Genomic DNA, 23,479 nt, shown 5'->3' with positions numbered 1-23,479 from the left:
AGATTGTAAATAAATAATCTGTGTTTTTCAATTTTGTTAACAAAGAATTCAATTTTTCATATAAATAAAAAATACTAATTTGTACTTTTATAGCTTAGAACATAACTGAGCTTAAAAAGGATGTTTCAAAAAATAAAAAGTAAAGCAGCTGAAAGTATAATTGAGGAAATAATAGACCAATATGCTTATGCGGATAAGTCTGATAGACCTTGGATTATTGGATTTAGTGGAGGAAAAGATTCTACCGTTTTATTAACACTTGTGTGGATTGCACTAAGAAGAATTAGAGAAAGTTTTCCAAACCCGTATCAACTAAAAAGACCAGTGCATGTGGTTTGTAATGATACCATGGTTGAAAATCCAATTATTGAAACATACGTGGATGAAGTATTGTCTAAAATTGAAGTGTCAGCTAGAGAGCAAAATTTACCTATTTTCGTAAAAAAAACTACTCCTAAGTTAGATGAATCTTTTTGGGTTAATGTCATTGGTCGAGGTTATCCTGTTCCAAACAATACTTTTAGGTGGTGTACGGATAAACTAAAAATTAGACCAACATCTTCATTTTTATTAGAACAGATTGATGAAAAAGGTGAGGCAATTGTTTTACTCGGAACAAGATATGAAGAAAGCGTTTCAAGAGAAAAGTCAATGAAAAAGCATGAGGTAAAGGGCAACCGATTATCAAAACACACCGTAAGTGCAAATACCTATGTTTATGCCCCCATTAAAGATTTAATGTTAGAGGAGATTTGGTATATTATTAATAGTGTACCTTCTCCATGGGGATTTGACAATTCAATATTATTTAAAATCTATTCTGATGCGAGTGCAGATGATTATGAATGTCCAACTGTAGTGACTAACAAAGAACATGCTTCTTGTGGCCAAAGTAGATTTGGCTGTTGGACTTGTACTGTGGTAAAAAAGGATAAATCAATGACTGCTCTTGTGGAGAAAGGTCAAGAATGGATGAAGCCTTTAATGAAATATAGAAATTCACTCGTTGAAGAAAGAAACCTTGGCGAAAATAGAAGAGATAAAAGGCGTAATGGTCAAAGAGCTATAGATGAAGATGGACGTAATAATGGTAATTATACAGGGGGATACAGGGCTAAAAAACTTAGAGAATTATTAGAAATTCAAAGAGAATTACAAAAAGAAAGACCTCAAGTCAATTTAATAAATAATCAAGAGTTAATTGCTGTTCAGGTAATTTGGAATAGAGATGGTATTTTTGAGCATAATGTAGCTGATATTTATAGAAAAGTATTTAATAGAGATATCTCTACAAACAACATAAAATCTTTAGGGCAAACTGAAAGACGCTTACTAGCAGAAGTTTGTGAGGATAATTCGGATTACTATCATTTAATTGACAACTTGATTTCATTACAAGAATCTAAAACACTTTTGCTCTCTAAATATGGTTTGCATAATGATGTTGAAAAACAAATAGAACGTTTTATTAATCCTGAGAAACAATGAGAATAGAACGGATTAAGTTAAATAATTTTAGAATATACAAAGGTGTAAATGAGATTATTTTTAAAAATGACAGTGATAAAAATATTTCGCTAATTGCTGGAATGAATGGGTTTGGTAAAACCACCTTTTTAACATCTCTTATTTGGTCTTTTTATGGCGGTTTAATGGCTCAAGTTGAAGATAAGTATAGAAAGGATATTAAAAATACTGGTGGATACGATAAATTTCTTCAAACTTTAGTGAATAAAAATGTTGTAAGTGATTTTGAAGAAGGAAAAACGGAAAAAGCAATACTGCAAGTTGAAGTAGAACTTGTGGATGTTATGATACCTTCCATACCATGTAGAAAAGTTGTAATTAAAAGATCTTATGACTTCAGTACTAAAGAAGAATCTTTAAAAATTCTTATTGATGGACATGAAAATCAATTAACTAAAGAAGTTGGATATGAGGTTTTTATTAATGACTTCATTTTACCTAGAGAAATTGCTAAATTTTTCTTCTTTGATGCTGAAAAAATTGTTAGTCTTGCTGAAGCAAAATCTAAAAGTGAATTACGATCATTGAGTAAGGCTTATTCTGAAGTACTTGGAATTAAAAAGTATGAAGATTTAAAAATTAACTTGACTACTCTACTTACTAAACTAAAAAGAGGTGGTGTATCAAAAGTTAATAAATCTAAACTGGATGAGTTAATTAAAATTGATAAAGAGTTTGAGGAATTAATTAATTTAAACCTGGAGAAACAAGTTGAGATTGACAATGAAATAATTTCCATCAAACAAAAAGCTGATTCAATTCAAGAGAAATTAATTCGAGAAGGAAATGAGGTTACACTTGAAGAATTAAAGGAATACAAACAAGAAAAAGAGCAATTAAAAAAGGAACATACAGAAGCTAAAGGAGAGTTAAAAAAACTATTGGAAATCGTCCCCTTAGTAATTGCTGGAGATAAGTTTGATGCATTAGTAAATCAAGTTAACCTTGAAACGAAATTAAAAGACAAAGGCCTAAATCAAAAATCATTAATTAAAGAGCTTGATAATTTCTCTAATGAATTGATAAAAGAGTTTAAAAGCTTAAAATTAGATCCGAAAGTAAATTCTCAAATATTTGATACCATTGAAAAATTAAATTCAAAAAAATCTCAAAATCCGAAATCAAAATCTGGTGAAATCATATTAGATTATACTGACGAAGAGTCTAGATCTATTATAGCTACATTCAATTACATTAAAGATTCTTTTGATAGTCAGTTTAAGATAATTATTAAAAACGAAAGAGACACAAGACAAGCATTAACAAGAGTTTCAAATAAAATAAAACAATCTGAAGCTAGAAAAAATAATCCTTTAGCTCAAAAATTGAGAGAAGAAAAAGAAACTTTATCAAACAAAGCTGATGCTCTTAATATAGAAAAAGGAACATTGTTGGAGGAAGTTTCAACTTGGAAAACTCAAAAGGATTCCAACAAAAAAGTATTATCTGAATATGAGAAGAACTACAATTTAGTTGCTCTTGATAAACAGAAATATGAAGTTACAACACTTGCTCTTGAGAAATTGAATGTCCTTACTGCTAGAATAAAAGAAGAGAAAAAGTATTCTTTACAAAAGTCAGTTATGCTAGGATTAAAAAAACTGATGCATAAAAATAACTTCATATCTGATGTTAATGTTAGAATTGAAGATGATGTGATGGATATTGATTTAATTGACAAACAAAACAATGTAATTGATAAAGATTTACTTTCAAAAGGAGAACAGCAATTGTATGCCACTGCCCTACTGAAAGCTTTGGTAGATGAATCAGGTATTAATTTCCCTGTTTTTATTGATAGTCCATTACAAAAATTTGACAAAAGTCATTCTAGTAATGTAATTGAACAGTTCTACCCTACTATTTCTGAACAAGTAGTCCTTTTCCCTCTTTTAGAGAAAGAACTCTCTCAAAAAGAATATGAGCAACTAAAACCTAATTTAAACGGGGTATATTTAATTCAAAATGACTCGAAAGGCTCTTCAGTAGTTAAATGCAAAATTGATAATCTATTTACAAAATTTAACGAGCAAAATTATGTTTTCACAAATTAGAACTAGTAAAGAAAATAAAGAAGTTGTCTCTAAACTAACACATAGATTAAGTTTGGGTGCAGAAAATGTAATTGCTAGAATAGCGTTTACTTATTCTTTGTCAAAAGATATAAAATTAGACATAAATGATGTTTTAAACTCAAGCGGAAAGGAATACTCTAAGTCTGTTTTGTTTGGAGATAATAGCAATACTTATGTTGGAATGATTTGTACTCACTACAATTTATATAAAACAGATAAAGACATTCCTAAATACATCAAACTTCATCTTGATCACGGATTACAACTTATAGACTCTGAATTAGAAGACAGACCTAATGTGGATGGTTTTGATTTTTTGGTTGAGAAGATAAACAGATAATGATTACTGAAGATAAACTCCTTAACGAAAACCAAGCTGCATTAAAACTTGGTATAACAAAAGAGCTTTTATATTCTTATGTTAAAACAGGAGTCAGAGATCATAAGTTAAAAGTTTTTGCAGGTAAACGAGAAATTAAATTTAAAGAATTTGATTTAGATGAGTTTGAAAATTTTTTACAAGAAAAATGGGTGAAAGACCCTAAAGAAAAAAGACCTGCAATACCAAAATTCATTAAAGAATTCCTTAAAGTAGAGTCAAATGGTCAATGTGCTAGATGTACCTCTGGCCACCGTATGGATGATGCTCATATTATTCCTTGGTCAGATTCATTTTCACATTTTCATCACAACTTAATAAGACTATGTACTGATTGCCATATTAAATATGATGATGGAATTATTCCAAGAGAAGAAATTCTTATAATCAAAAAAGGGCTAACAGATAAATTAAAAAGAAATCTATTATCTGAAGAAGATTTATCTATTTATTCTTTGCATAAAGTTCCTAATCCTGAATTAAGCTTTATCGGTAGAGAAGATTATATAAATGAAATTCATTTTGCAATTAAGGAAGAGAAATTTATTGTTATTTCTGGTATTGGAGGAATTGGTAAAACTGAGTTATTGATAAAATCATTAAAAGGATTCGAACAACAAGTAAAATGGTTTGAAACCGAAAAATTTAGCTCAATTCAAGATTTAATAATTGAAATATTAACTGAGTTTAAAGTACGTTCAATCTCAGATTTAATTAATGTTTTAGATGGAACTGATTTAATTCTTGTTTTAGATGGACTAGAAAGACTTTTAAAAACGGATGGAGATAAAACATTAACTTTTTTAGAAAATTTAAATCGCTACACCACTAACGTTAAGTTTATTGTTACTTCTCAAATTAATTTAGACGCTTTAACATTTAAAGTCAAAACAATAAAATTAAATGGATTGTCTGAAAGTGAGTCAAATTTACTTTTAAAAAATGCTTTACCTGATTATAATATCACAGATTTAAATTGGGTCTCAAAATTTTCAAATGGCCATGTTCTGACCATAAAATTATTAGTAGGCTTAATTTCATTTTATAAAAGCTCTAACAAAGTAAAAGATAAGCTGAAAGAAAAAGGAGTTAAATTCATTAGTTCTCCATTAAGAAAAGAGCAAAACTCTAAAACTTCTCTAAATTATTCTTTAAAACTATGTTATGAAGCCCTTAATTTGTCTGAGCAGCTGGTTTTAGCATTACTAACAAATTTCCCAATCGGCTGTAAGGAAATTACTCTTGAGATATTCAATAAAAACAAACTAACAGATGATGTATTTATTGATGATATTGACTTTATTATTGCAAGATTAAATCAATTTAATTTAATAGACAAAGAATGTGATCCTTCTAACCAAGTCAGAATAACACTACTTAACCCAATTAAACAATTTGTAATATCTGAAGCAATGTCAAAATCATTAAAGATTTGGCATCAATTAAAAATTGAGGCATTCAATAATTTAATGATAGAAGCACTTGTTATTTTTCATCAAAATGTTCAAACAGAAAGTTGGGAAGATACTATATGGAGGTATGAGGTCGAGCTGCCCAACTATATAAATGCAATTAAAAGATCTGTACATTCTGCTTATTGTAAAGATTGTCTAAAACATTCTAATGAAAAAGATTATTTGACTATTATTACGGGATTTGCAAGTGCATTATATAAGTATTTATTTACCCGAGGATATATTCAATATGGCATAAAAATTAATAAAGAAGGTGCTAAAGCTCATATGAAACTTGGACAGTATGATATGGCTATTGATGATTTAACTATGGTTGCTCAACTTTATTATAGAAATAATGACTTTAAAAATGCTGAGAAGATTTTAGAACAGATGAAATTTTGCAACTCACAATTAAAGGATACTGAAAAATCTGTTCATTTATATTTAATTGAAGGAGAATTAATCAAAGAGCGTCAGCCAGAAAAAGCAATATCTTTATTTAATAACGGATTAGAAATATTATCAAAGTCAAAAGAAATAGATTTTAAAAATTCTAATACCGCTATGTTTAATTCTGAAATAGGCAGAGTTTATGAGAATTGCTTCAGGGATTATGAAAAGGCTCTTGAATATTATAAGATTGCTTCAAATATATATTATGATATTAAAGATTATTCAAATCAATACTCTTGCTTATACCATATAGGCAATTGTTATTCTGGTAAACAAGACATTGAATTATCTCTTGAATGCTATAAGGAAAGTTTAATAGGTTTTATAAATACAGGTCAAAAAGAATATATTGGAAATTCTCTTGCTGAGATAGGAAGATTAAGAGTAAATAATTACAATTTAGACTACAGTTTTATTGACAAAAAAATAATTAAAAATGGATTGTATGACATTAAAAATGAAATTGAATTTACTTTAAATACTAATCCAAATCTTGAGCAATACCATTTAAATGCAGGACTAAATAATAACCAGAATTATAAGCTCTGGAATATAATTCAACTCTTCAGTTTTTCAAGCAACTTAGAATTAATAGAGAATTGGGCTAATGAACTATTAATGATAATTAAGAAAGATGAGGAAATAACATATTCATATCCTTATTCCTTTTTAAAAATAGCTATTCTAATTAACCTAATTGAAAAAGGAATTAACGTTCATGAAAATTTACAAACTATTAAACATCATTGTTATTTATTTGGAGGCGAAGTAGAGCACGATATATTCGACCCTTTTAATTGGCTTGCTTTGTGGTTAGAATTTAAAGGAATAGAAAGTACAACTAGAGGAAAGCTTTTTTCAGAAGTGGAGAATTTGGAATAATATTTTTGATTTTATTCGGAATACTTGAGTTTAATACTGTTGTCAATTAAATTTGAAAGACCATTTGTAAATGCCTCCAGAAAATTAAGAACTTCAATAAGTTTTTCTTTAGTTACATCTGCACTACGACCATTGTGAGCAATATTATTTCTTATTCTAAAAATGGAATTATGTTTATTTTCAATTTCTAAAACACGCTCAGACTCCCTATTCCTTTCTTTAAAATATGATTTAAACTCTTCTGTGTTAGCAAATTTATCTATTTTTAATTCAAGATCGAATTTATCTAAAAAATCGATAAAGCTTTCTAATTTCAATATACCTTTAACATAAAACACGATTTCTTTATTGAACTGATATTCTCCTTTTCCATCAATTCCCTTATTAAGATTTTCTATAATTTCGTTATAATCAATTTTTAAATGAGAAGGTTTCTTATCTAGTGTAGTAAGTAACGAACCTGAAAACTTTGTATTCATTCGTTTTAATTTCTCAGGAATTAGTGATTTATTCTTGCACACACTCAATCTATTCAAAGATTCCTTTAATGTTTCCGTTAAAAAATTCTCATAAGAAGCACACAGCAATACGAAAAAGGAGTTGTAATATATATCTGAACTGAATTTAACCTTAATGAATTTATCCTCTATAACACTTTTGTGATAGCGAACTCCTTCATCATTTCTTAAACTTGATTTTATTGCATTTGTTACTTCTCCTTTATTTGAGTAATAATCAACACAGCCTTTAATCTCAGATATTACGGAGTGAAAGTTAATCTTAATTGTATCAATTGAAGCCATTAATCTAGTAGATTGATTATTGCGTTTTTAAAGAATGCTTTCATTACCGAAATTTCGGTAGAACTACCTCTCCTATTAACTAGGTTTTCGTAATTTTCGGGAACAGCTATCAAATTCTGAACTAATTCAAATATTTCTTCTTTTTTTTCTAATATTTCAGCAGATTTAGAACGAAGATCATGAAAAATCACGGAAATAGCATCATAAAAATTAATAGATTGAGTTGATTTTCCAGTTGTTGAATCTGTTATTTGAAACATTTTTTCTCCAAATACTTCATTTGCTAATTCTAAGGAATTAATGAATGATTCTCGCAAAACTTTAATTTCATCATCTGTAATGTCTAATCTTCGATTCATTGCGCCATCCATCATGGTTTTTAAGCTACCTTTAAGGTGTTTGGATTCAAATAGAGCGTAAAACCTTAAAACTATCTCACAGTCGCCCATTCTTCTGAATAATGTATTATTAGAAAGTTTATCGGTAATTTTCCCTTCACTAATATTATCTGAATGAGATGGAATATTCCATGCTTTAGTAAAAATCTCATTTCCAGATAAATCTACTATTAGGTCATTAAACTGACCTGAATAAATACAATTTCGAATCTCTTGTGAATTTAATTTCATTCCACCTGTATTCAATCGTTCAAATACAAGTCTTCGAAGATCTAATTTATCATCATCATCTACTACACTTTCAGTCATAATAGTAGTTGCACTAATTCTCCTTCTATCTAAGGCTCTTCTAACCAAAGGCAAAAATTGATTATAACTTAATCCATTTAGTTCTGTCCAATATTTCATTCCAGTCAACTTAAACTCATTTGAATAAAAAGAAATAATCGCATCTAACCTCTGTTGACCATCCATAACTTCGTATCTCCCATATTCCCATTCCAATAGAAAAATTGGTGGAATTGGGACATTCATTAATAAAGATTCAATAAATTGAGACTTTCTTTTAATGTCCCATACTCTTCTTCTCTGATATTCTGGCTGAATGTTCATCCATTCTTTTACTTGAACGAAATCAAGTACTTGCGGTAGTAAAAAATCATTTCTTTCTTGAATTAAATTAAAAATACCATTTTTTAATTTTTTCTCAATTTCTTCTATATTATTTGTTTTTGAAGACATTTTAGTTCTTTTATTAAAAATTATTATTATTTAATCAACTCCCAAAAAGCCTTATCCTTAACTAGCAGAGGTTCTGAACCTGCTAGGTTTACAATGCTTTGATGTTTGTCTAATCCTTTAATTGTTCTCATTAAGCTATCTCTCTTGTCTTTAGATTCGATAGAGAAAAGAGATTCAACTTCTTTTGTTTTAATTTCATTTACTCTATGAATAATCCAAGTTAAAATATAATTTGAATAATCATTTTCGCTAGTAGAGAAGTGATTCAAGAATTGAGTTGATAATATTGTTCCTACTCCAAATTCTCTTCCTTCTTTTAAAATTTTCTTAATGGAGTTGAAGTTTTTACTTAAAAAGTTATCTGCTTCATCTACCAGAATCATTTTTTTAATTTGTCTTTTATTTCCTTCAATTATACTGTGTCCATGGGTTTGCATTTGCGTATAAAATGCATCCAGTGTAATAGCTACAATTAAATTTTGAATAGACTCGTCATATCCAGAAAGATTAATAACCGTTACTCCTTCAACTAAGTCATACAAAGACTTAGTTTTTAAAGAGTCTGGCTCGAATACTTCAAAATCTTGTAGATTAGATATAGCTGCGTACAAACTATCTTGAGCAACATTTTCATCCGACATATAAATATCACAAACATCCTCTATAGTTGGAGGTGCTAATTTCCAAGTATTCGGTTTAGACTTAAAAATACCTTTAGATTCATAAGCCTCAATGATTGCATCCCTTAATTTTTGCTTTTGAACATTTCCTAAATTAAATGCATTTGATATTGTTTCTTTAATATCATTTGCTGTATGCAAGGGAAGCATAGGTTTAGAGGTTTCTGTAGCATCTAAAGCCAATGGATTATATGGTAAGTGATATGGCTTAAATACCTTAGCAGAGGTCGCTTCTATAAAATCATCTTTTATGTAATCTCCTTTATAATCAAAAATAAGTACTCCTAGTTTATCTTCTCCAATATTATCATTCTCTTTACTAATCAATTGTGCTATCAAAGACTTAGTAAATTGAGTCTTGCCAGTACCCATAGTTCCAATAATACCAGTATTAGTATGCATTACTTTATCGGTATTATTTGGCTCCCAAATCACCTCACTCCCATCTTTAATTTTAGACCCAAATAAAATTTCAATTCCTTTATTTGAAGATACTGATTGAGTTTCAATTTCTTGTTCAGGTAATTCTGGTTGAAAATCATCTACTACTTCAATTACTTCTGGTGATAATTTAGGAGTATCAATTACAGTCTTCTCTATTGGTAATTGAACTTCTTTGTTACTTAGTAAACTATCTTTATCAATTCCAGTTTGGGTATTATGAAATAACTCTATTAATTCATCAATCGATTTTACTAAAAAGTTATATCCATCTTCTTCCAACAATTTTGCTGTTAAGTGATCAGAACTTAACGTTAACTCTCTCTGTATAGTAGAATTTCCAAAATGTATCAATCCAAATTCACCACACCTAGAATCTAGATTAGTTGAAAAATCGAAATTGTTATTCATTAAGTCACTACGATATTCCTTAAAAACAGTATCCCATTTCTGATTTCCCCATATTTTATAGAGGTTCATTTTCTCTGCATTTGTAATTGCTAATTTTCCGAAAAAGTTCTTGTAAAACTCCCCTAGAAAGTTATTTGATTCAATATGTTTTCTTAATAAATCTGATGTTCTCTTTCCCTGGTCAATTCCCTTTTTAATTAAGTTAGACCCTCCTATTTTTAATTCAACAGGATATAAATACATTTGCAATGAACCGTCAACTTTTTCAAGTCCAATCATCAACAAATCATCACTAAAAGAGAACTCTTTTGACCCTAGATTTTTTGCAGAAAACAATCCTTCAGACATCTTTAACCCAGCACTACCTGATATTCTTAAAATCTCTTCTAATGAAACAGGAATCCAAATAATGTTTGGATGATATAAAAATGTTAAAGCCGTTTTTATTCCAGAAAGTATGCTGATTTTCTCTCTTGGGAATTGATTATCTTGTCTAATAAGCTTCAATAACCAATCTCCATTAATGGCATTAAAGAAATTAATAACGCTTAACGTATCTTTTTTAGTATCAAAATTGACCTTATTCTTAGTCAAAAATTCACCAACAATATTAGCATATTGCTCCGTCTTGTTTGAAACCGTTATAGCATCATAACCACTAGAATTATTATATTGATCGCTATAATGAATGATAACTAAGTCATCTTTCTCTTTGAAAAAATCTAAATCAACTTTAGGATCAATATAAGTTACCCATTGAGAGTTGATGTATAATTTATCAAGATGTTCTTTAATACTGAAATTAATGGTAGAGCAAATAGCTTTGTCTAATTCAAAATTTTCACCACTTGTTGCTACATTTACTAAAGCATTATATGAACAAACAAGTTTGGATAAATTGGTTTCATTATTTGGCATACTTGCAGTTCCAAATCCTGTTCTGTATGTGTCATTCATAGGACTAGAAGAAACATCTGACATTAATCCATTCATTGACAAACCAGACTTTACATTGTCAACTTTATTAGTATTCCGTTCAATTTGATTTCTATCAAATTGATAAAAAGTTATATGAGCGTATTCATACTCTTCAGTGGATTTTGGAAATGGTTTTCTATAAAAATTAACTTTTTCCAAGAAAACATTTAACAAGTCTTCTTTCTCGAAATTATGGGTTTTAAGTTTAACATCCAGCTTTTCTTCTACATCCTCGACCTTATCATAGTAGGTTAACTCTTCAAATTTGGTTACTAAATTTTCTGACCCATAAATATTAATTTCTATTGGATGCAGGTTAACAGGACGTTTTGTAGTGTTTTTATTTAAATAAACTCTATAATACTCGAAAATTCCTTGTAACACTTCATTACAATCTCCAAGATTTATAACATTTAAAATTATAGGAGAGTAATTAGATTGAGAAAATAGAAAGTCAAAATTATGTGTAAAGCCTTCCAGCTTTGATGTAATTAGCTTTTTAATGAAATTTTGCGGAACAGACTTTTCTGATTGCAAGTATTCGGTATAATAAGTCCATTCTGGAGAATCATCAGAATCTACAGGCATATAAACTTTTTTGTCATTTTCTATAAATGGTATAAGATTAGCCGAGTTTAATCTTTTTAAAATTGCACTATATACTTCTTCTTTACCTATTTGCTCATTTAAAGATAATTGATAAACAATATTTATAGGATGAAGAGGACTGTATTTAATTAATCCTTCATTAAATTGCTCTTTAACTACTCCTAGCCAGATTAAGTCTCTTTCACTTTTGTTTACCGGCTTATTCTCTTTTATCGAATGAAGTTCCCTTAAAAAGACTTCAATATAATCCTCAGCCAACTTTTTTACTTCCCCTTTTAAGAAAACTAAACTTGGTAAATAATCCTTTTCTTTATAGAAGTTTCTTAAAGCATTAAAAGAATTCTTTAAATCATCACTTATCTCTAAACTACCACCTCCTAATTCATTGTCAGATTTTTCTGTCCAGAAAAAAGAATCAGACTCTATAATTTGTTTTTCTAGCAATAAATTTTTCCTGAATTCACTTCTAACCGTACGTTCATTATTTTTAAATTGTAATTTAAAAACATCTTCTTCATATGTATATCTAAAATTTGCTTCAAACTGTCTTTTGTCTTTCCATACATCTAATCCAATAATTGGCTTTGGCGGTTCACTTTCAGTTTTTATTGCAACAGGTATAGTTACTTCATTCACAGTTACTTCAAATGGAGTTAAATCATCAGATATTAATGCATAATCAATATTGATTTTAAATTCTGATTCCTGATCAATTTCATAATTCTTATTTACTTCAAGTTGCTCTTCAATAGTAGATCCAATTCCAGAATTAAATATTAATTCATTTGAATCATTTAATAAAAGTTGAGGATATTTAATATTATTACTAATGGTAAAATTAGTATCAAAATTTTTAAGAAAAGTTTCTACAACTGGCAGTATTAGAATTTTAAACTTGTAAATTTTATTAGTCGCATCATCTTTATAATGTATTACACTAATTGGATCGTTATTTTCTAAAGCTGATATTTCAACTTTCAAACTATGTCCACTACTCGACACACTTAAATTTTCTTTCCCTTTCACTAAGTTTATCCCCTCTTTCCTTGTAGATTGATCAAATTTTAATTCAATCTCAAATGGAAACTCATTATCTGGATTAAAAATTACAATACTATTATTTCTTTTAGCCGAAGTTGTATCTCCATCTGCCTTAGGCCATATAGTATTAAAAATATTACTCCCAATTACCTCCAAAAACACGGGCGCTTTTCTTTCTTGCTTATCTCTTTTCCATTTTACTATTTCGGAAAAATCATATTCATTCCAATCTTCTTTAGATAATTTTTGTTTACCTGTTTCTGAAACTAATTTTTCTAGATCAACCTCTGGGTTTCCATGTAAATGAATATTCTCTAACCTTTCAAAAAGTTCAAAATTATCTTTAAGTGCATGTTTGATATTTTTTGTTTCCGAAAGAGAAGACAACTCTTGATTTTTAAACAAGCCTAGATTCTGATAATCTTCCGTCCTAATCTTTTTATTGACTAAGGTTGTAATTATTTGTTCGTAATCAAAAATTGAATTATTATCCTCTACAACACTTTTTGTTTTTTGTTCTAAAACTTCTTTTAATGTGATTTTTTCAAACTTTTTTAATTCACTTAAACTCTCAATATCATGAAGTAACTTTTGTTTAAAAGCCTTATAATGAAGAGGCATACCTTCTTTTATCAAACTCCCACTTCCTCCTATCAAACTATCTAATTTTCCACTAAACAAAATTAAAATTGCAGTGTTTTCAAAAACCCCCTTTTGCTCTGCTACTTGATTTCTAAGCATAGTAAAGTAATCTTCAGAAGCATTTTCACTTGAAGCAATTATTAGCTTTATCTCCCCCAGTTTCAAATAGTACGTTTTGTATTCTGTACCATCCCCCTCTGGATGTTTGTAGATAAATTCTTCAGAAGAAATCCAAGTTTCACTCAGTTCTTGATATAATCCTTTTACGTGCTCTTCATTCTCCAAATAAAGATTAAATCTTTCTCCAGAAAATAGCATTTGGCTCTTAAAATAATCAACTAATAAAGTTGATATATATTTATATAATTGTTTTGACATATTGTGCATCTCCGCTATCACTTTTTTTCTCTAGTAAATTAATTCTCTCAAATAGTTTAATTATTTCTGTTTTGGTAATCTCATCAAAAACAATCCCTCTCTTCTCAAGTCTTTCCCAAAGAAGATTTAACCTAATTTTGTCTTCACCCCCTACACATAACTTTGTTAAAAACAGTAACAACTCTTGATTCAATACAGTAGTAGAACCTAATCTACCTCTTGTTTTAGTATAGTTTGATTTACAAAATAAAAATAACCATCTATCATATTTATCCCTTGCGCTTTTCCTTGGAGAATTATCAAATTGATATTTTAACCTTTTATTCAAGGAAATAATTTCAATATTAAGTTCATCTCTTTGTTTATCTGCCGTTCTTTCTAGATATTGACCAAGTTCTATTTCACATTGTTCCCAATTAGCACCTGTATCAAAAACCGTAATATGACTTGTATAAAATAAAGAGACCTCTTTAACTTTATCAATAAACTCATTTTTTTCAGGAACTGATAGCTGATCATATTTCTCTCTGATAGAAACATAATCTCCGAGTTGATTGCCATCTATAGTAATGTAGTTTAATAATTCGAGAGTGTTTGCATGTTCAAATAACCCTAGTAAATTATACGAGAGTTTTTTCCAGCCAAATTGAAAAGCTTTTCTTGATTCAGATAAGGTTTCCCAATCCATGGAAAAATATACTGGCGAAAATTTTGAATTATCTCCAAATGAGCATAGTCTTTGAGTAAACTGAGTGAAGTAAAGAAAATAATAGTATTTAAATAAATCTTCAATATGTTTTAAAAATGTTTCTTCATTTGAGGATAAAAATTTAAAATCTTCCAAAAACATATCCTTTATTTCTGGAAATATATTCTGATAAATAATATCTGTTTTAGTCGATTTAATTGAATGAAGTTCTGGCAAACATTCAATAATTAGTTTATAAAGTAAATTTCCATTATTACTTGATGTTAATTCATTCAAGTCTATTTCCTCTTCATTTAGAAATATATCGTAAAAGAATCGTGCTGTTTCATTTAATTGTGGATGTTCAAAAGTAAAATTCATGAACGGTAAAACCTGATTATTAAACTTGATTAAACCAGCATCATCCTCGAAAAATAATTTTATAATAATATCTTTCAATTCTTCTTTATTCTCAGTCTCTACTTTATCTAATGCTTTTTCTATAATTGAATTTCTTAATTTCTTTTTAAAGGATGTTTCCTTATCGGTATTAAACTTTTTATCAAAGCTATTATTAGAAGAAATTCTAAAGCATTCACCCACCACTCCTTGAAAAGATCTAAAGTCAGAACTACAAGCATCCGTGTAATTCGTTACGAAAGGCATTAATTTAATCCTAGAACCTGTCTTATGACCTTTAAATCCACCATCTTTTTTTATATATACGTCTTCAAGGCTATTTACTCCTTCTCTTAATAATTCTATTCTACTCATATAGCTCTAAATTTATACTCTCCAAAGTGATCTATTACTAATTCATAATCTGAAGCCTTTCCAATATTAACTTCATCAATTTCTAACGCCTCTGCATTATTATTTTGCTTAACAAGCTTATTAATAAAATTGATAAATGAAATATGATTATTGTTATCTTTTTTATTAGGTCGATAACCTTTCAATATTTTTTTTAATATATCATATAGACCAAAATCAATATTTACTTTTATAATCTCACGATTTTCTTCCAACTCAAAATATAAGCTAAAAGTTTCAGTAAATTTTGTTAGAACTGGAAGGTTTCTCTCTTCATGAACATTAGGTTTTGGTTTCACTTTAAAGTCTTTTAGAACTCTATATTTAGATTGATTCTTTACTAAATTCAATATGACTTTTTTATTCTTTTTAGGGTCTCCATACCATTTCCTAGCAGCTTCTTCAACTAAATTATATGTGCTTTTAATCACCGACATCTTACTATTATTAAAATGATAAAGATCTGTCACAAATTCTTCGAAGAATGGATCACTTAATTTTGCGATTTGTTTTCTATTACTAAAGAAATTGAGCCTCATAAAAAGCTTAGTTAAGACTTCTGGTTTTAATTTCTTTTTATCTTCCTCTATTCCTAAGTCTATTCTATTTTCAAGTCCCTTTATTCTTTCCTCTCCAATACATTCAGTGAAAACACTGCTAGGTTTTTCAGCATTGATTAGCTTAATTAAACTAGCATCCAAACCTACGTACCTATATTTACAAGGGTCAAGCTTCTCTATAGTTAAAAACAATTTGGAAAGCTCTGGGTGTTCAAACAAATAATTTGGAGCTAAGTATGACAAATACTCATCTTCATTTATACTATTTATCTGTTCTTTATATGAAAATAAATCATCCCATTTTAAACCAATAGGAACAATCAAATCGAAAAAGAAGTTCAATAATGAACGAACAGAAACAATCTCCTTATTCTTAACTATTGCTTGTACAATTAGATTCATTAATGCTTCTCCATTTTCAGCATTCATTAAAAACTCAAAATTGTATCGAATTGGACAATTAATGCTCCAATCTTCCTTTTTTATATTTTTATACGCTTTAAAAATTAAATTTTTTGGATTGTCAGCAATAATTCGTTCAAGTAAAGTTGATATTATTTTAGATTTAGGCCCTTCAGATGTCAAGGAATACATATGATAATCCGTAAAGTTAACATGATGAAAGAACGAATTACTCAATAGACTATCTGTTTCAATAATATCAGAATCTAATATTTTATTCTGATCAATATATGCTTTAAGTTTTCCGTAATCTTCACCATATTCTTCTAAAAAATTACTCAGAGTACCTAAGTTTATAGCTAATATGATTTTATCAAAAGACTCGTTTATATTATCATCTCTGAACCCATTTAACACTCTATTTAACGTTTCATTTGAATTCTCATTTGGGTTAAAAGATTCAGTAGCATCATTATGAATCGTAAATTCATTTAACTCATCCTTTAACTCTTTATTTAGATAGGAAAGTATATGTGATTTCCCATCACCTACATTTCCACAGACTAATACTAATTGAGCTTCGGAATGTTCTAATCCTTTTTTTATTTTACTAATAAGCTCCTTCTCTACATCTCTTTTAATGTGTAAATATTCACTAAACTCATCTAGTTCTATAGAGTTCCCATCTGCTATCGCATGCCTAGAGGATTCACTAAGTTTTTGAAGTTCTTTTGCTAACGGATGACTTGTGTTCATTCTTTTAATTGTTTAAGGTATTTTGATATCTTTGGTTGAACTATAGTTCTGAGGTTTTTAAGAATTATATTCATCTATTCCTTTAAAAAACTCTTCCACACTAACTTCTAGGAATTCTAGTATTTTAAAAAGAGTGCTGAGTTTCATATTTGCTCCTTTTTCATAGCGGCCATACTGTGATCTAGAAATACCAATTTCATAGGCTAAATGTTCATAATTGGAATATCCTTTTTTAACCCTAAACTCTTTTAATCTAGTAGCAATGAAATCAAAATTAACTTCCTGAGAATGATTAGTTTTCATACTGCAAATCTGAGTAAAAAAAATGACTTTTGGCACCCTTTAAAGTGTGGGTTAGAAACTGTTGTTTTTAGAGTTCTGCTTCTCAATAATATTGTTGTAAACCCACCATATCCCCTAATCCAAATGCGCCCTTTTTCGCAGCTTAGACCTATACAGTCAAAAATAAGATACAACGGAAAGTGGGGCTAGGTAGTCAAAAAAACAAGAGCATAAATGAGTAATAGTTTAGTAACAGAAATTTTGGCATAAATACACTGGTAGTATTATTACTGAATCTTCAAAAATATAAGTTTGTAATTTGATTGATCGAAGCTTTGAATTTAAGTTTATTAAAACATCTACTTCGGCATCTATAGATAAAGCCACCTACATCAAACAGCACCTCCCTCAATTAAACAACCCAAATCCCATATTCGCCAAGCAACCTACATTGAGCTCCAATTTTCCCTACATTTACCACCTAGGTCCATCATCTTCATCATAAACAGCACAAGAAAACTATGCCCAATTGCTGTTGAAGTACTTGCATTGGTGTAGTACTACTACAAAGTGAGCGGGTGCCTGTCCTCCAAAGCTAGCGGGCGCCTGAGGCGAGCGTAGCTCGGGACTCGAAGGCCAAGCGCATTATTTAAACTCGCTCCCTATCTAACCCACGGTTATATTCCTCTACTGCTTTCCAGAAGCGGGTAGGGGCAAAAAGCCCGACAATGATGCCGGTGGTGATTAAGCTGCTGCCTGTTTGGACGAGATAGTAAGGGCCATTTAATACGCCCAACACTCCCGTTGCCGTACCGACGAAAATACAAGTAATTGCACCGGTAATTAAATTCCTGCGCCTTTGTAGTTCGTTACTGGCGTATGGATTGGTGGAAAGGATTTTTAAAAACTCCTTTTTGCTAATGGCTATACCACCTTCATAATAATTCCCCTTGTGCACGGTTAAGTATTTTATTCGGTTACTGTCCAAGTCAACCGTTTCTGTTTTGTTGGTTACTGGGGGCACTACTGGCGGAACAATAATGTCAACGACTTCTTTATTTTCATAAATAATCTTAGCAACTTTTTCTTTTTTGATACTATAAGTGGGCCCATCCAAATCGGAGTACCGCAGGAATTTTATTTTCTCCGTCTGTATCTCTACAATTTTTACTTTTATTTTATTGCCATTTTTTTTGAGGATATAGTCTTGCGAATAGCTGTAATTAATCGATAGGATAAAAAGGAGTAAGAGGATGATTTTCATAGCGGTGTATTTGAGCTGTATACGACGAATATAATGTTTTTTTATTGAAATACCCGCTACTTTTTCGCAGTACTCCCCAACACCTTAGGGATGCCAAATACACACAAATCGGTTGATCATGATATTAGCGGGTGCCTGCCCTTCGTCCCGATAGCTATCGGGACCATTTCATAAACTACCGTTTATAAAATCCTCAGGGCGCAGCCCCCCGACATCTTAGGGATGCCAAATACACACAATCGGTTGATTATAATATTAGCGGGCGCCTGCCCTTCGTCCCGATAGCTATCGGGACCATTTTATAAACTATCGTTTATAAAATCCTCAGGGCGCAGCCCCCACCGACACCTTAGGGGGGCCATATACACAATCGGTTGATTATAATATTAGCGGGTGCCTGCCCTTCGAGGCCATTGAATAGCCTAGTAGTACTCCAAAGCTAGCGGGTGCCTGAGGCGAGCGTAGCTCGGGACTCGAAGGCCGAGCGGCTCAAATAAAAAAAACAACGCCTTTCCTGCCAATAAAAGTAGATTTACCAAAAGATTAAAATAACTTTGCCAAAATTATCATCACCACCACCACCAGTTTTAGAAAATATGCAAGCAAGCGAATTAGTAGAACAATACCAGAAAATTTGGGATAAGTACAGTACAACGCCCATTAACGGACCGACAAAAGTGGAGGATACTCCTTTGTTAAATAGAGGGTTTGAGTTTCAGTTTGATGCAGAAATAAATAATCCGGATGTCTTGTTTATTGGTATTAACCCATCTTTTCAACCCGACCGTCCGCAGGTGCGTCAAGCTTATGCGAAACCAAAAAATGGGCCTGGTTATTTTCGTCCCTTTTATAAAATAGAAGAAGATTTGAAGGCAAGTTATCAGCGTGAAATTACCTGGACGCAATTGGACTTGTTGGTCTTGCGTGAAACGCAACAACCTTACATAGAAAATCATTTATTGAAGGCCAAACGCGGTCAGGATTTTATTTTGGAGCAATTGGCAGTAGCCAATGAAATAATTACGGCATTAAAACCAAAAGTGATTGTGGTGTCGAACACCTTGGCAAGGGAATTAATGAGTGGCAATAGTAAGCAATTGGTGGATGGCAGAGAAGTGGGTGTTTGGATGGATTACAAATATGAATTCGACCAAACCTTAGGGACCGAAAAAATGGTGCAAGCTGGCGCATTAAATGGAACCCCTGTATTTTTTACCGCCATGCTGTCCGGACAAAAATCGATTGACCGTGGTACATTTCAACGTTTGGTGTGGCATATTGATGCTGTTTTGGGTAAAGGGGAGTAAGTCCAACACATAGTTTTTACTGTAGACTGGTTTTCAAAAATCCCTCAAATTTTTTTTATTGGAACTAGGATTGATTGATACCGTTTTGCCATTCAATAGTCCGTAAAATGGAAGGCGTGCCTACTTTGGAGTGGCAGTGCAATCTACTATCCTTTAGTTAATCTGAGGTATTCCGTAAAAGTTTTAATACGAAGTAATTTTTACAGCTTTACAAACTTCACCGTTTTTGATTTGGTTTTAATAAAGTAAATGCCACTGCTAATTTGGGTCAAGTCGAACTTGTATTCCTGATCTTTTACTTTTTGAATCTGTATTTGTTTGCTAATATTTTGATTGGATATGCTGAACACCATGATGTCTTGCAGTTCCTCGGCAGCTCCTGCTAAAAAAATAGTATTCCTTGCGGTTGGATTGGGGTAAGCAACTAGTGTTGTGCTTTCAGTAAGGAATGTAAAGTCAACACTTTTAACAGGTAAATATTCATATTTACCATCAAAATCCACTTGTTGTAAGCGGTAGTACGATATGCCTTCTACTGGCGATTGGTGGTTAAAGTTATAGTCAATGGGTAAAGAAGAGTTGCCCGTTCCATTTATTTTACCAATTTGTTCCCAATTTTTTCCGTCTAAAGAATGTTCTACATTAAAATGACTGTTATTTATTTCGCTTGCCGTTTCCCAATCAAGTGCCACTTCATCTGCTTTTTGCATGGCATTAAAATGTAATAATTCTACGGGTAAGGTGGTACAGTTCATGGTCACCGTTTGGTAATTAATTCCTGGTCCTGAAATTTGCAATTCCACCACACTGCAGTTTAAAGATTCCGGGGTAGCTGAGGCACAATCACTGGCATTGTTGTATTGGTTTCCTGTACTTGCCGAAGTGCCAGTACCACCACTGTTGGGTAAGTTATAAAATGTATTGGCGCTATTACAAGCTATATATCCTTGCAATGTGCTTAAACTAGAAGGGATATTGCTGCCGCTAAAACTGATGTTGTAATCAAAAGCAACATTATAGTTATACCCCCATTGACAAGAATTAGGTGCTATTATAGAAGTCAATTCAATTTCTATGTGAACGGTATAACCATTGCTCGAAGTAATAGCGGTGGTACATTGACTATGGCCAAAAAAGTGGCTGCCTAAAATTACTGGGACCAATAAGATTTTCAGAAAGAATTTTTTAACAATTTGTGTTAAATGCAAATTCATAAATAGAAATCGATTCATTAATAATTCTTTTAATTAAGTATTAAATACTAAATAAACAGCGACTTGTAATGGGTTGGGTTTTGGTAAAAAAACGCAACAGGTAATTAGTAGTCTCTATGCTATACTTGGCACAGCTTACAATAATAAGACCAATTTTAGACAAAGGCCTTATCATTCCTACAGAAAAGAAACAGGAATGATTTAAACGATTTGTAGTCAGGGTGAAAAGTTGCAGTAAATAATTACGTTTTTTTTTAGTAATTAAAGTTAAACCACTAAAGTTTTTCTTGCCGATTAAAATTTTTGCTGCGCCAGTAGTTTTTTTAGAAAAAAGGTTGATCTCCTCAAATACATTACAAAGTATTTTGTGTTTTTCACCTGCTATTTTTAAGGACATCCTTAAGTAACCTATGTTACGGTAAAGTGCAGGAAAAGTAGTTACTTTTGTATTAAAATAAACAAACATGAAAACGATACAACTCACTACAGAAATGTTCAAAAAGGATGTTTTCGATTATACCACAGAAAAAGAATGGAAATTTAAAGGAGAAGTGCCAGCATTAATTGATTTTTATGCCGATTGGTGTGGACCCTGTAAAATGGTGGCCCCTATTTTAGAAGAATTAGCCGCTGAATATGGCGATAAATTAGTGATCTATAAAGTAGATACCGAAGCTGAAGAAGAATTATCTGCTGCTTTTCAAATCAGAAGCATTCCAAGTATGCTATTTATTCCGATAGGAAAACAACCAATGATGCAGGCTGGGGCATTGCAAAAACCACAATTGAAAGAGATCATTGATAAGGAGTTATTGGGGATTGAAGCATAATTATACAAATATTTAAAAGGCAGAAGTACGTTACTTCTGCCTTTTTTTGTCAAAAATAGGCGTAGCATAAAAGCTAAAAATAGTTAAGAAAAGGCAATAAGAAAGGGCTATTATTCTAATTTAACTCAAGGGTAACATTAACTTTGCGGTTTAAATACCAATTGTTATTATTATCATGGGGGCAAAGCAAAAGTCAGAACTAGAATTTATTGCATTAATGGCCTTTTTGATGGCGAATGCAGCATTGGCAATTGATGCTGTTTTACCTGGGTTAAATGGGATAGGTGCCAGCTTAAATGTTACCGAGCCAAACGATTTACAATTAATTGTCACCATGATTCTAGTCGGGCTGGGTGTGGGCCAATTGTTTTTTGGCACCCTATCCGATAGTTTCGGTCGTAAACCCATGGTTTATGCAGGTGCTTTCACTTTTATTATAGCCAGTTTAATTTGTGTTTGGGCAGACTCTTTAGCCGTCATGTTAATTGGACGTGTTTTACAAGGCATGGGACTGTCGGCTCCACGAAGCATTAGTGTCTCTATTATTCGGGATTCCTACAGTGGCAATAACATGGCGCGCATCATGTCTTTTATTACAGGTATTTTCATCATTGTACCCATGTTGGCTCCCTTAATCGGCCAGTTTATTTTAGATTATTACACTTGGGAATACATCTTTGGCTTTCAAATTGTTTTTATTTTATTGGTGATGCTTTGGTTTTCTTTAAGGCAAGAGGAGACCTTAAAAAAGGAAGATAAAAAACGGTTTTCTAGGTCACTTTTTATGCAAGGAGCGCGTACATTTTTTGGCATCAAAAATACGGTGATTTACACACTCATTTCAGGATTAATGGGAGGAGCTTTTTTTGTGTATTTAAGCGCATCTAAACAAATTTTTCAAGACCAATATGGACTAACCAACGGTTTTGGCTACGTGTTTGGCGCTTTGGCATTTTCAATGGGTGTGGCCAGTTTTTTAAACAGTTCCTTGGTATTGCGTTTTGGTATGAAAAAATTGGCAACTTACTTTTTAGTGTTGTTCAGTTTGTCATCTGCTACTTATTCCTTACTTTTCTTTAATGGCATCAACCCCAACTTATGGGTGATTATGGTGTTTTTCGCCATTCAATTTTTGGCTTTAGGTTTTATTTTTGGAAACGTAAGATCCTTAGCCATGGAGCCAATCGGTCACATTGCGGGGGTAGGAGCAGCAATTAATGGTTTTATGTCCACCTTAATGTCTGTGCCAATCGCCATTTTTATCGGTTCTTTTATTACTACTTCTGCCTTGCCAGTTTTTCTTGGTTTTTTGTGCTGTAGCCTCTTGTCACTTATGCTGATGCTTTCTATTCATAAGCGAGGGGTAGAAATCGTTAAATAGGGGCAATTGTATTTCAGGTGCAAGCTGATTCTAGTTGTGCAAAAGTATACTTCAGGTAACACAAAGTCACACCCCAACAACTGTTAT

General features: G+C 31.1%; 15 protein-coding genes. 7 read left to right on the top strand and 8 right to left on the bottom strand.

The window, feature by feature from the left end; translation table 11 throughout:
• The first annotated feature begins 120 nt into the window (after positions 1–120).
• The 4 genes from dndC to DNU06_RS05890 are packed head-to-tail and all read left to right on the top strand — an operon-like array spanning position 121 to position 6,773.
• On the top strand, positions 121–1,488 hold the full coding sequence (gene dndC / locus DNU06_RS05905; RefSeq protein ID WP_199398992.1) for a DNA phosphorothioation system sulfurtransferase DndC: 1,368 nt from the start codon (positions 121–123) through the stop codon (positions 1,486–1,488).
• Positions 1,485–3,581: a DNA sulfur modification protein DndD gene (gene dndD, locus DNU06_RS05900; RefSeq protein ID WP_111062302.1), complete on the top strand. Its 2,097-nt coding sequence runs from the start codon at positions 1,485–1,487 to the stop codon at positions 3,579–3,581. The genes dndC and dndD overlap by 4 nt, the downstream gene beginning before the upstream one ends.
• Positions 3,565–3,942: a DndE family protein gene (locus tag DNU06_RS05895; RefSeq protein WP_111062301.1), complete on the top strand. Its 378-nt coding sequence runs from the start codon at positions 3,565–3,567 to the stop codon at positions 3,940–3,942. The genes dndD and DNU06_RS05895 overlap by 17 nt, the downstream gene beginning before the upstream one ends.
• Positions 3,942–6,773 carry a hypothetical protein gene (locus DNU06_RS05890; protein WP_111062300.1) on the top strand — a complete coding sequence of 944 codons (2,832 nt, stop codon included), beginning with the start codon at positions 3,942–3,944 and terminating at the stop codon, positions 6,771–6,773. The genes DNU06_RS05895 and DNU06_RS05890 overlap by 1 nt, the downstream gene beginning before the upstream one ends.
• A gap of 11 nt (positions 6,774–6,784) precedes the next feature.
• Here the strand turns inward: DNU06_RS05890 and DNU06_RS05885 are convergent, their stop codons facing one another.
• The 7 genes from DNU06_RS05885 to DNU06_RS05850 form a co-directional block, all read right to left on the bottom strand.
• Entirely contained in the window at positions 6,785–7,576 is a 792-nt protein-coding gene (locus DNU06_RS05885) for a HEPN domain-containing protein (RefSeq protein WP_111062299.1), read from the bottom strand.
• Positions 7,576–8,715: a DUF262 domain-containing protein gene (locus DNU06_RS05880; protein ID WP_111062298.1), complete on the bottom strand. Its 1,140-nt coding sequence runs from the start codon at positions 8,713–8,715 to the stop codon at positions 7,576–7,578. The genes DNU06_RS05885 and DNU06_RS05880 overlap by 1 nt, the downstream gene beginning before the upstream one ends.
• A 26-nt stretch (positions 8,716–8,741) precedes the next feature.
• The gene (dptH, locus tag DNU06_RS05875; RefSeq protein WP_158526831.1) at positions 8,742–13,895 is read right to left on the bottom strand and encodes a DNA phosphorothioation-dependent restriction protein DptH; all 5,154 of its coding nucleotides are present in this window, start codon (positions 13,893–13,895) and stop codon (positions 8,742–8,744) included.
• Complete coding sequence (dptG, locus tag DNU06_RS05870; RefSeq protein ID WP_111062296.1) at positions 13,876–15,357, bottom strand: DNA phosphorothioation-dependent restriction protein DptG; 1,482 nt, start codon at positions 15,355–15,357, stop codon at positions 13,876–13,878. The genes dptH and dptG overlap by 20 nt, the downstream gene beginning before the upstream one ends.
• A complete protein-coding gene (gene dptF / locus DNU06_RS05865) occupies positions 15,354–17,114 on the bottom strand; it encodes a DNA phosphorothioation-dependent restriction protein DptF (RefSeq protein WP_111062295.1) in 1,761 nt (586 codons plus the stop codon). The genes dptG and dptF overlap by 4 nt, the downstream gene beginning before the upstream one ends.
• 57 nt (positions 17,115–17,171) lie before the next feature.
• Entirely contained in the window at positions 17,172–17,417 is a 246-nt protein-coding gene (locus DNU06_RS05860) for a helix-turn-helix domain-containing protein (RefSeq protein WP_111062294.1), read from the bottom strand.
• A 628-nt stretch (positions 17,418–18,045) separates the two neighbouring features.
• Positions 18,046–18,660 carry a hypothetical protein gene (locus DNU06_RS05850; RefSeq protein ID WP_111062292.1) on the bottom strand — a complete coding sequence of 205 codons (615 nt, stop codon included), beginning with the start codon at positions 18,658–18,660 and terminating at the stop codon, positions 18,046–18,048.
• Between the two features lie 554 nt (positions 18,661–19,214).
• Here DNU06_RS05850 and DNU06_RS05845 point away from each other — a divergent pair.
• On the top strand, positions 19,215–19,967 hold the full coding sequence (locus tag DNU06_RS05845) for a hypothetical protein (protein WP_111062291.1): 753 nt from the start codon (positions 19,215–19,217) through the stop codon (positions 19,965–19,967).
• A 200-nt stretch (positions 19,968–20,167) separates the two neighbouring features.
• Here DNU06_RS05845 and DNU06_RS05840 read toward each other — a convergent pair whose 3' ends face one another.
• Positions 20,168–21,199 carry a T9SS type A sorting domain-containing protein gene (locus DNU06_RS05840; protein ID WP_111062290.1) on the bottom strand — a complete coding sequence of 344 codons (1,032 nt, stop codon included), beginning with the start codon at positions 21,197–21,199 and terminating at the stop codon, positions 20,168–20,170.
• Between the two features lie 446 nt (positions 21,200–21,645).
• Here DNU06_RS05840 and trxA point away from each other — a divergent pair, with 446 nt between their 5' ends.
• Together trxA and DNU06_RS05825 are read left to right on the top strand one after the other, a co-directional pair.
• Complete coding sequence (gene trxA / locus DNU06_RS05830; RefSeq protein ID WP_111062288.1) at positions 21,646–22,011, top strand: thioredoxin; 366 nt, start codon at positions 21,646–21,648, stop codon at positions 22,009–22,011.
• Between the two features lie 175 nt (positions 22,012–22,186).
• On the top strand, positions 22,187–23,392 hold the full coding sequence (locus tag DNU06_RS05825) for a multidrug effflux MFS transporter (RefSeq protein ID WP_111062287.1): 1,206 nt from the start codon (positions 22,187–22,189) through the stop codon (positions 23,390–23,392).
• Positions 23,393–23,479: the final 87 nt, after the last annotated feature.

The organism is Putridiphycobacter roseus, assembly GCF_003234935.1.
GTDB lineage: Bacteria > Bacteroidota > Bacteroidia > Flavobacteriales_D > Crocinitomicaceae > Putridiphycobacter > Putridiphycobacter roseus.
Note: the sequence above shows the minus strand (reverse complement) of the source record. Positions and strands in the feature narration are given on the sequence as shown.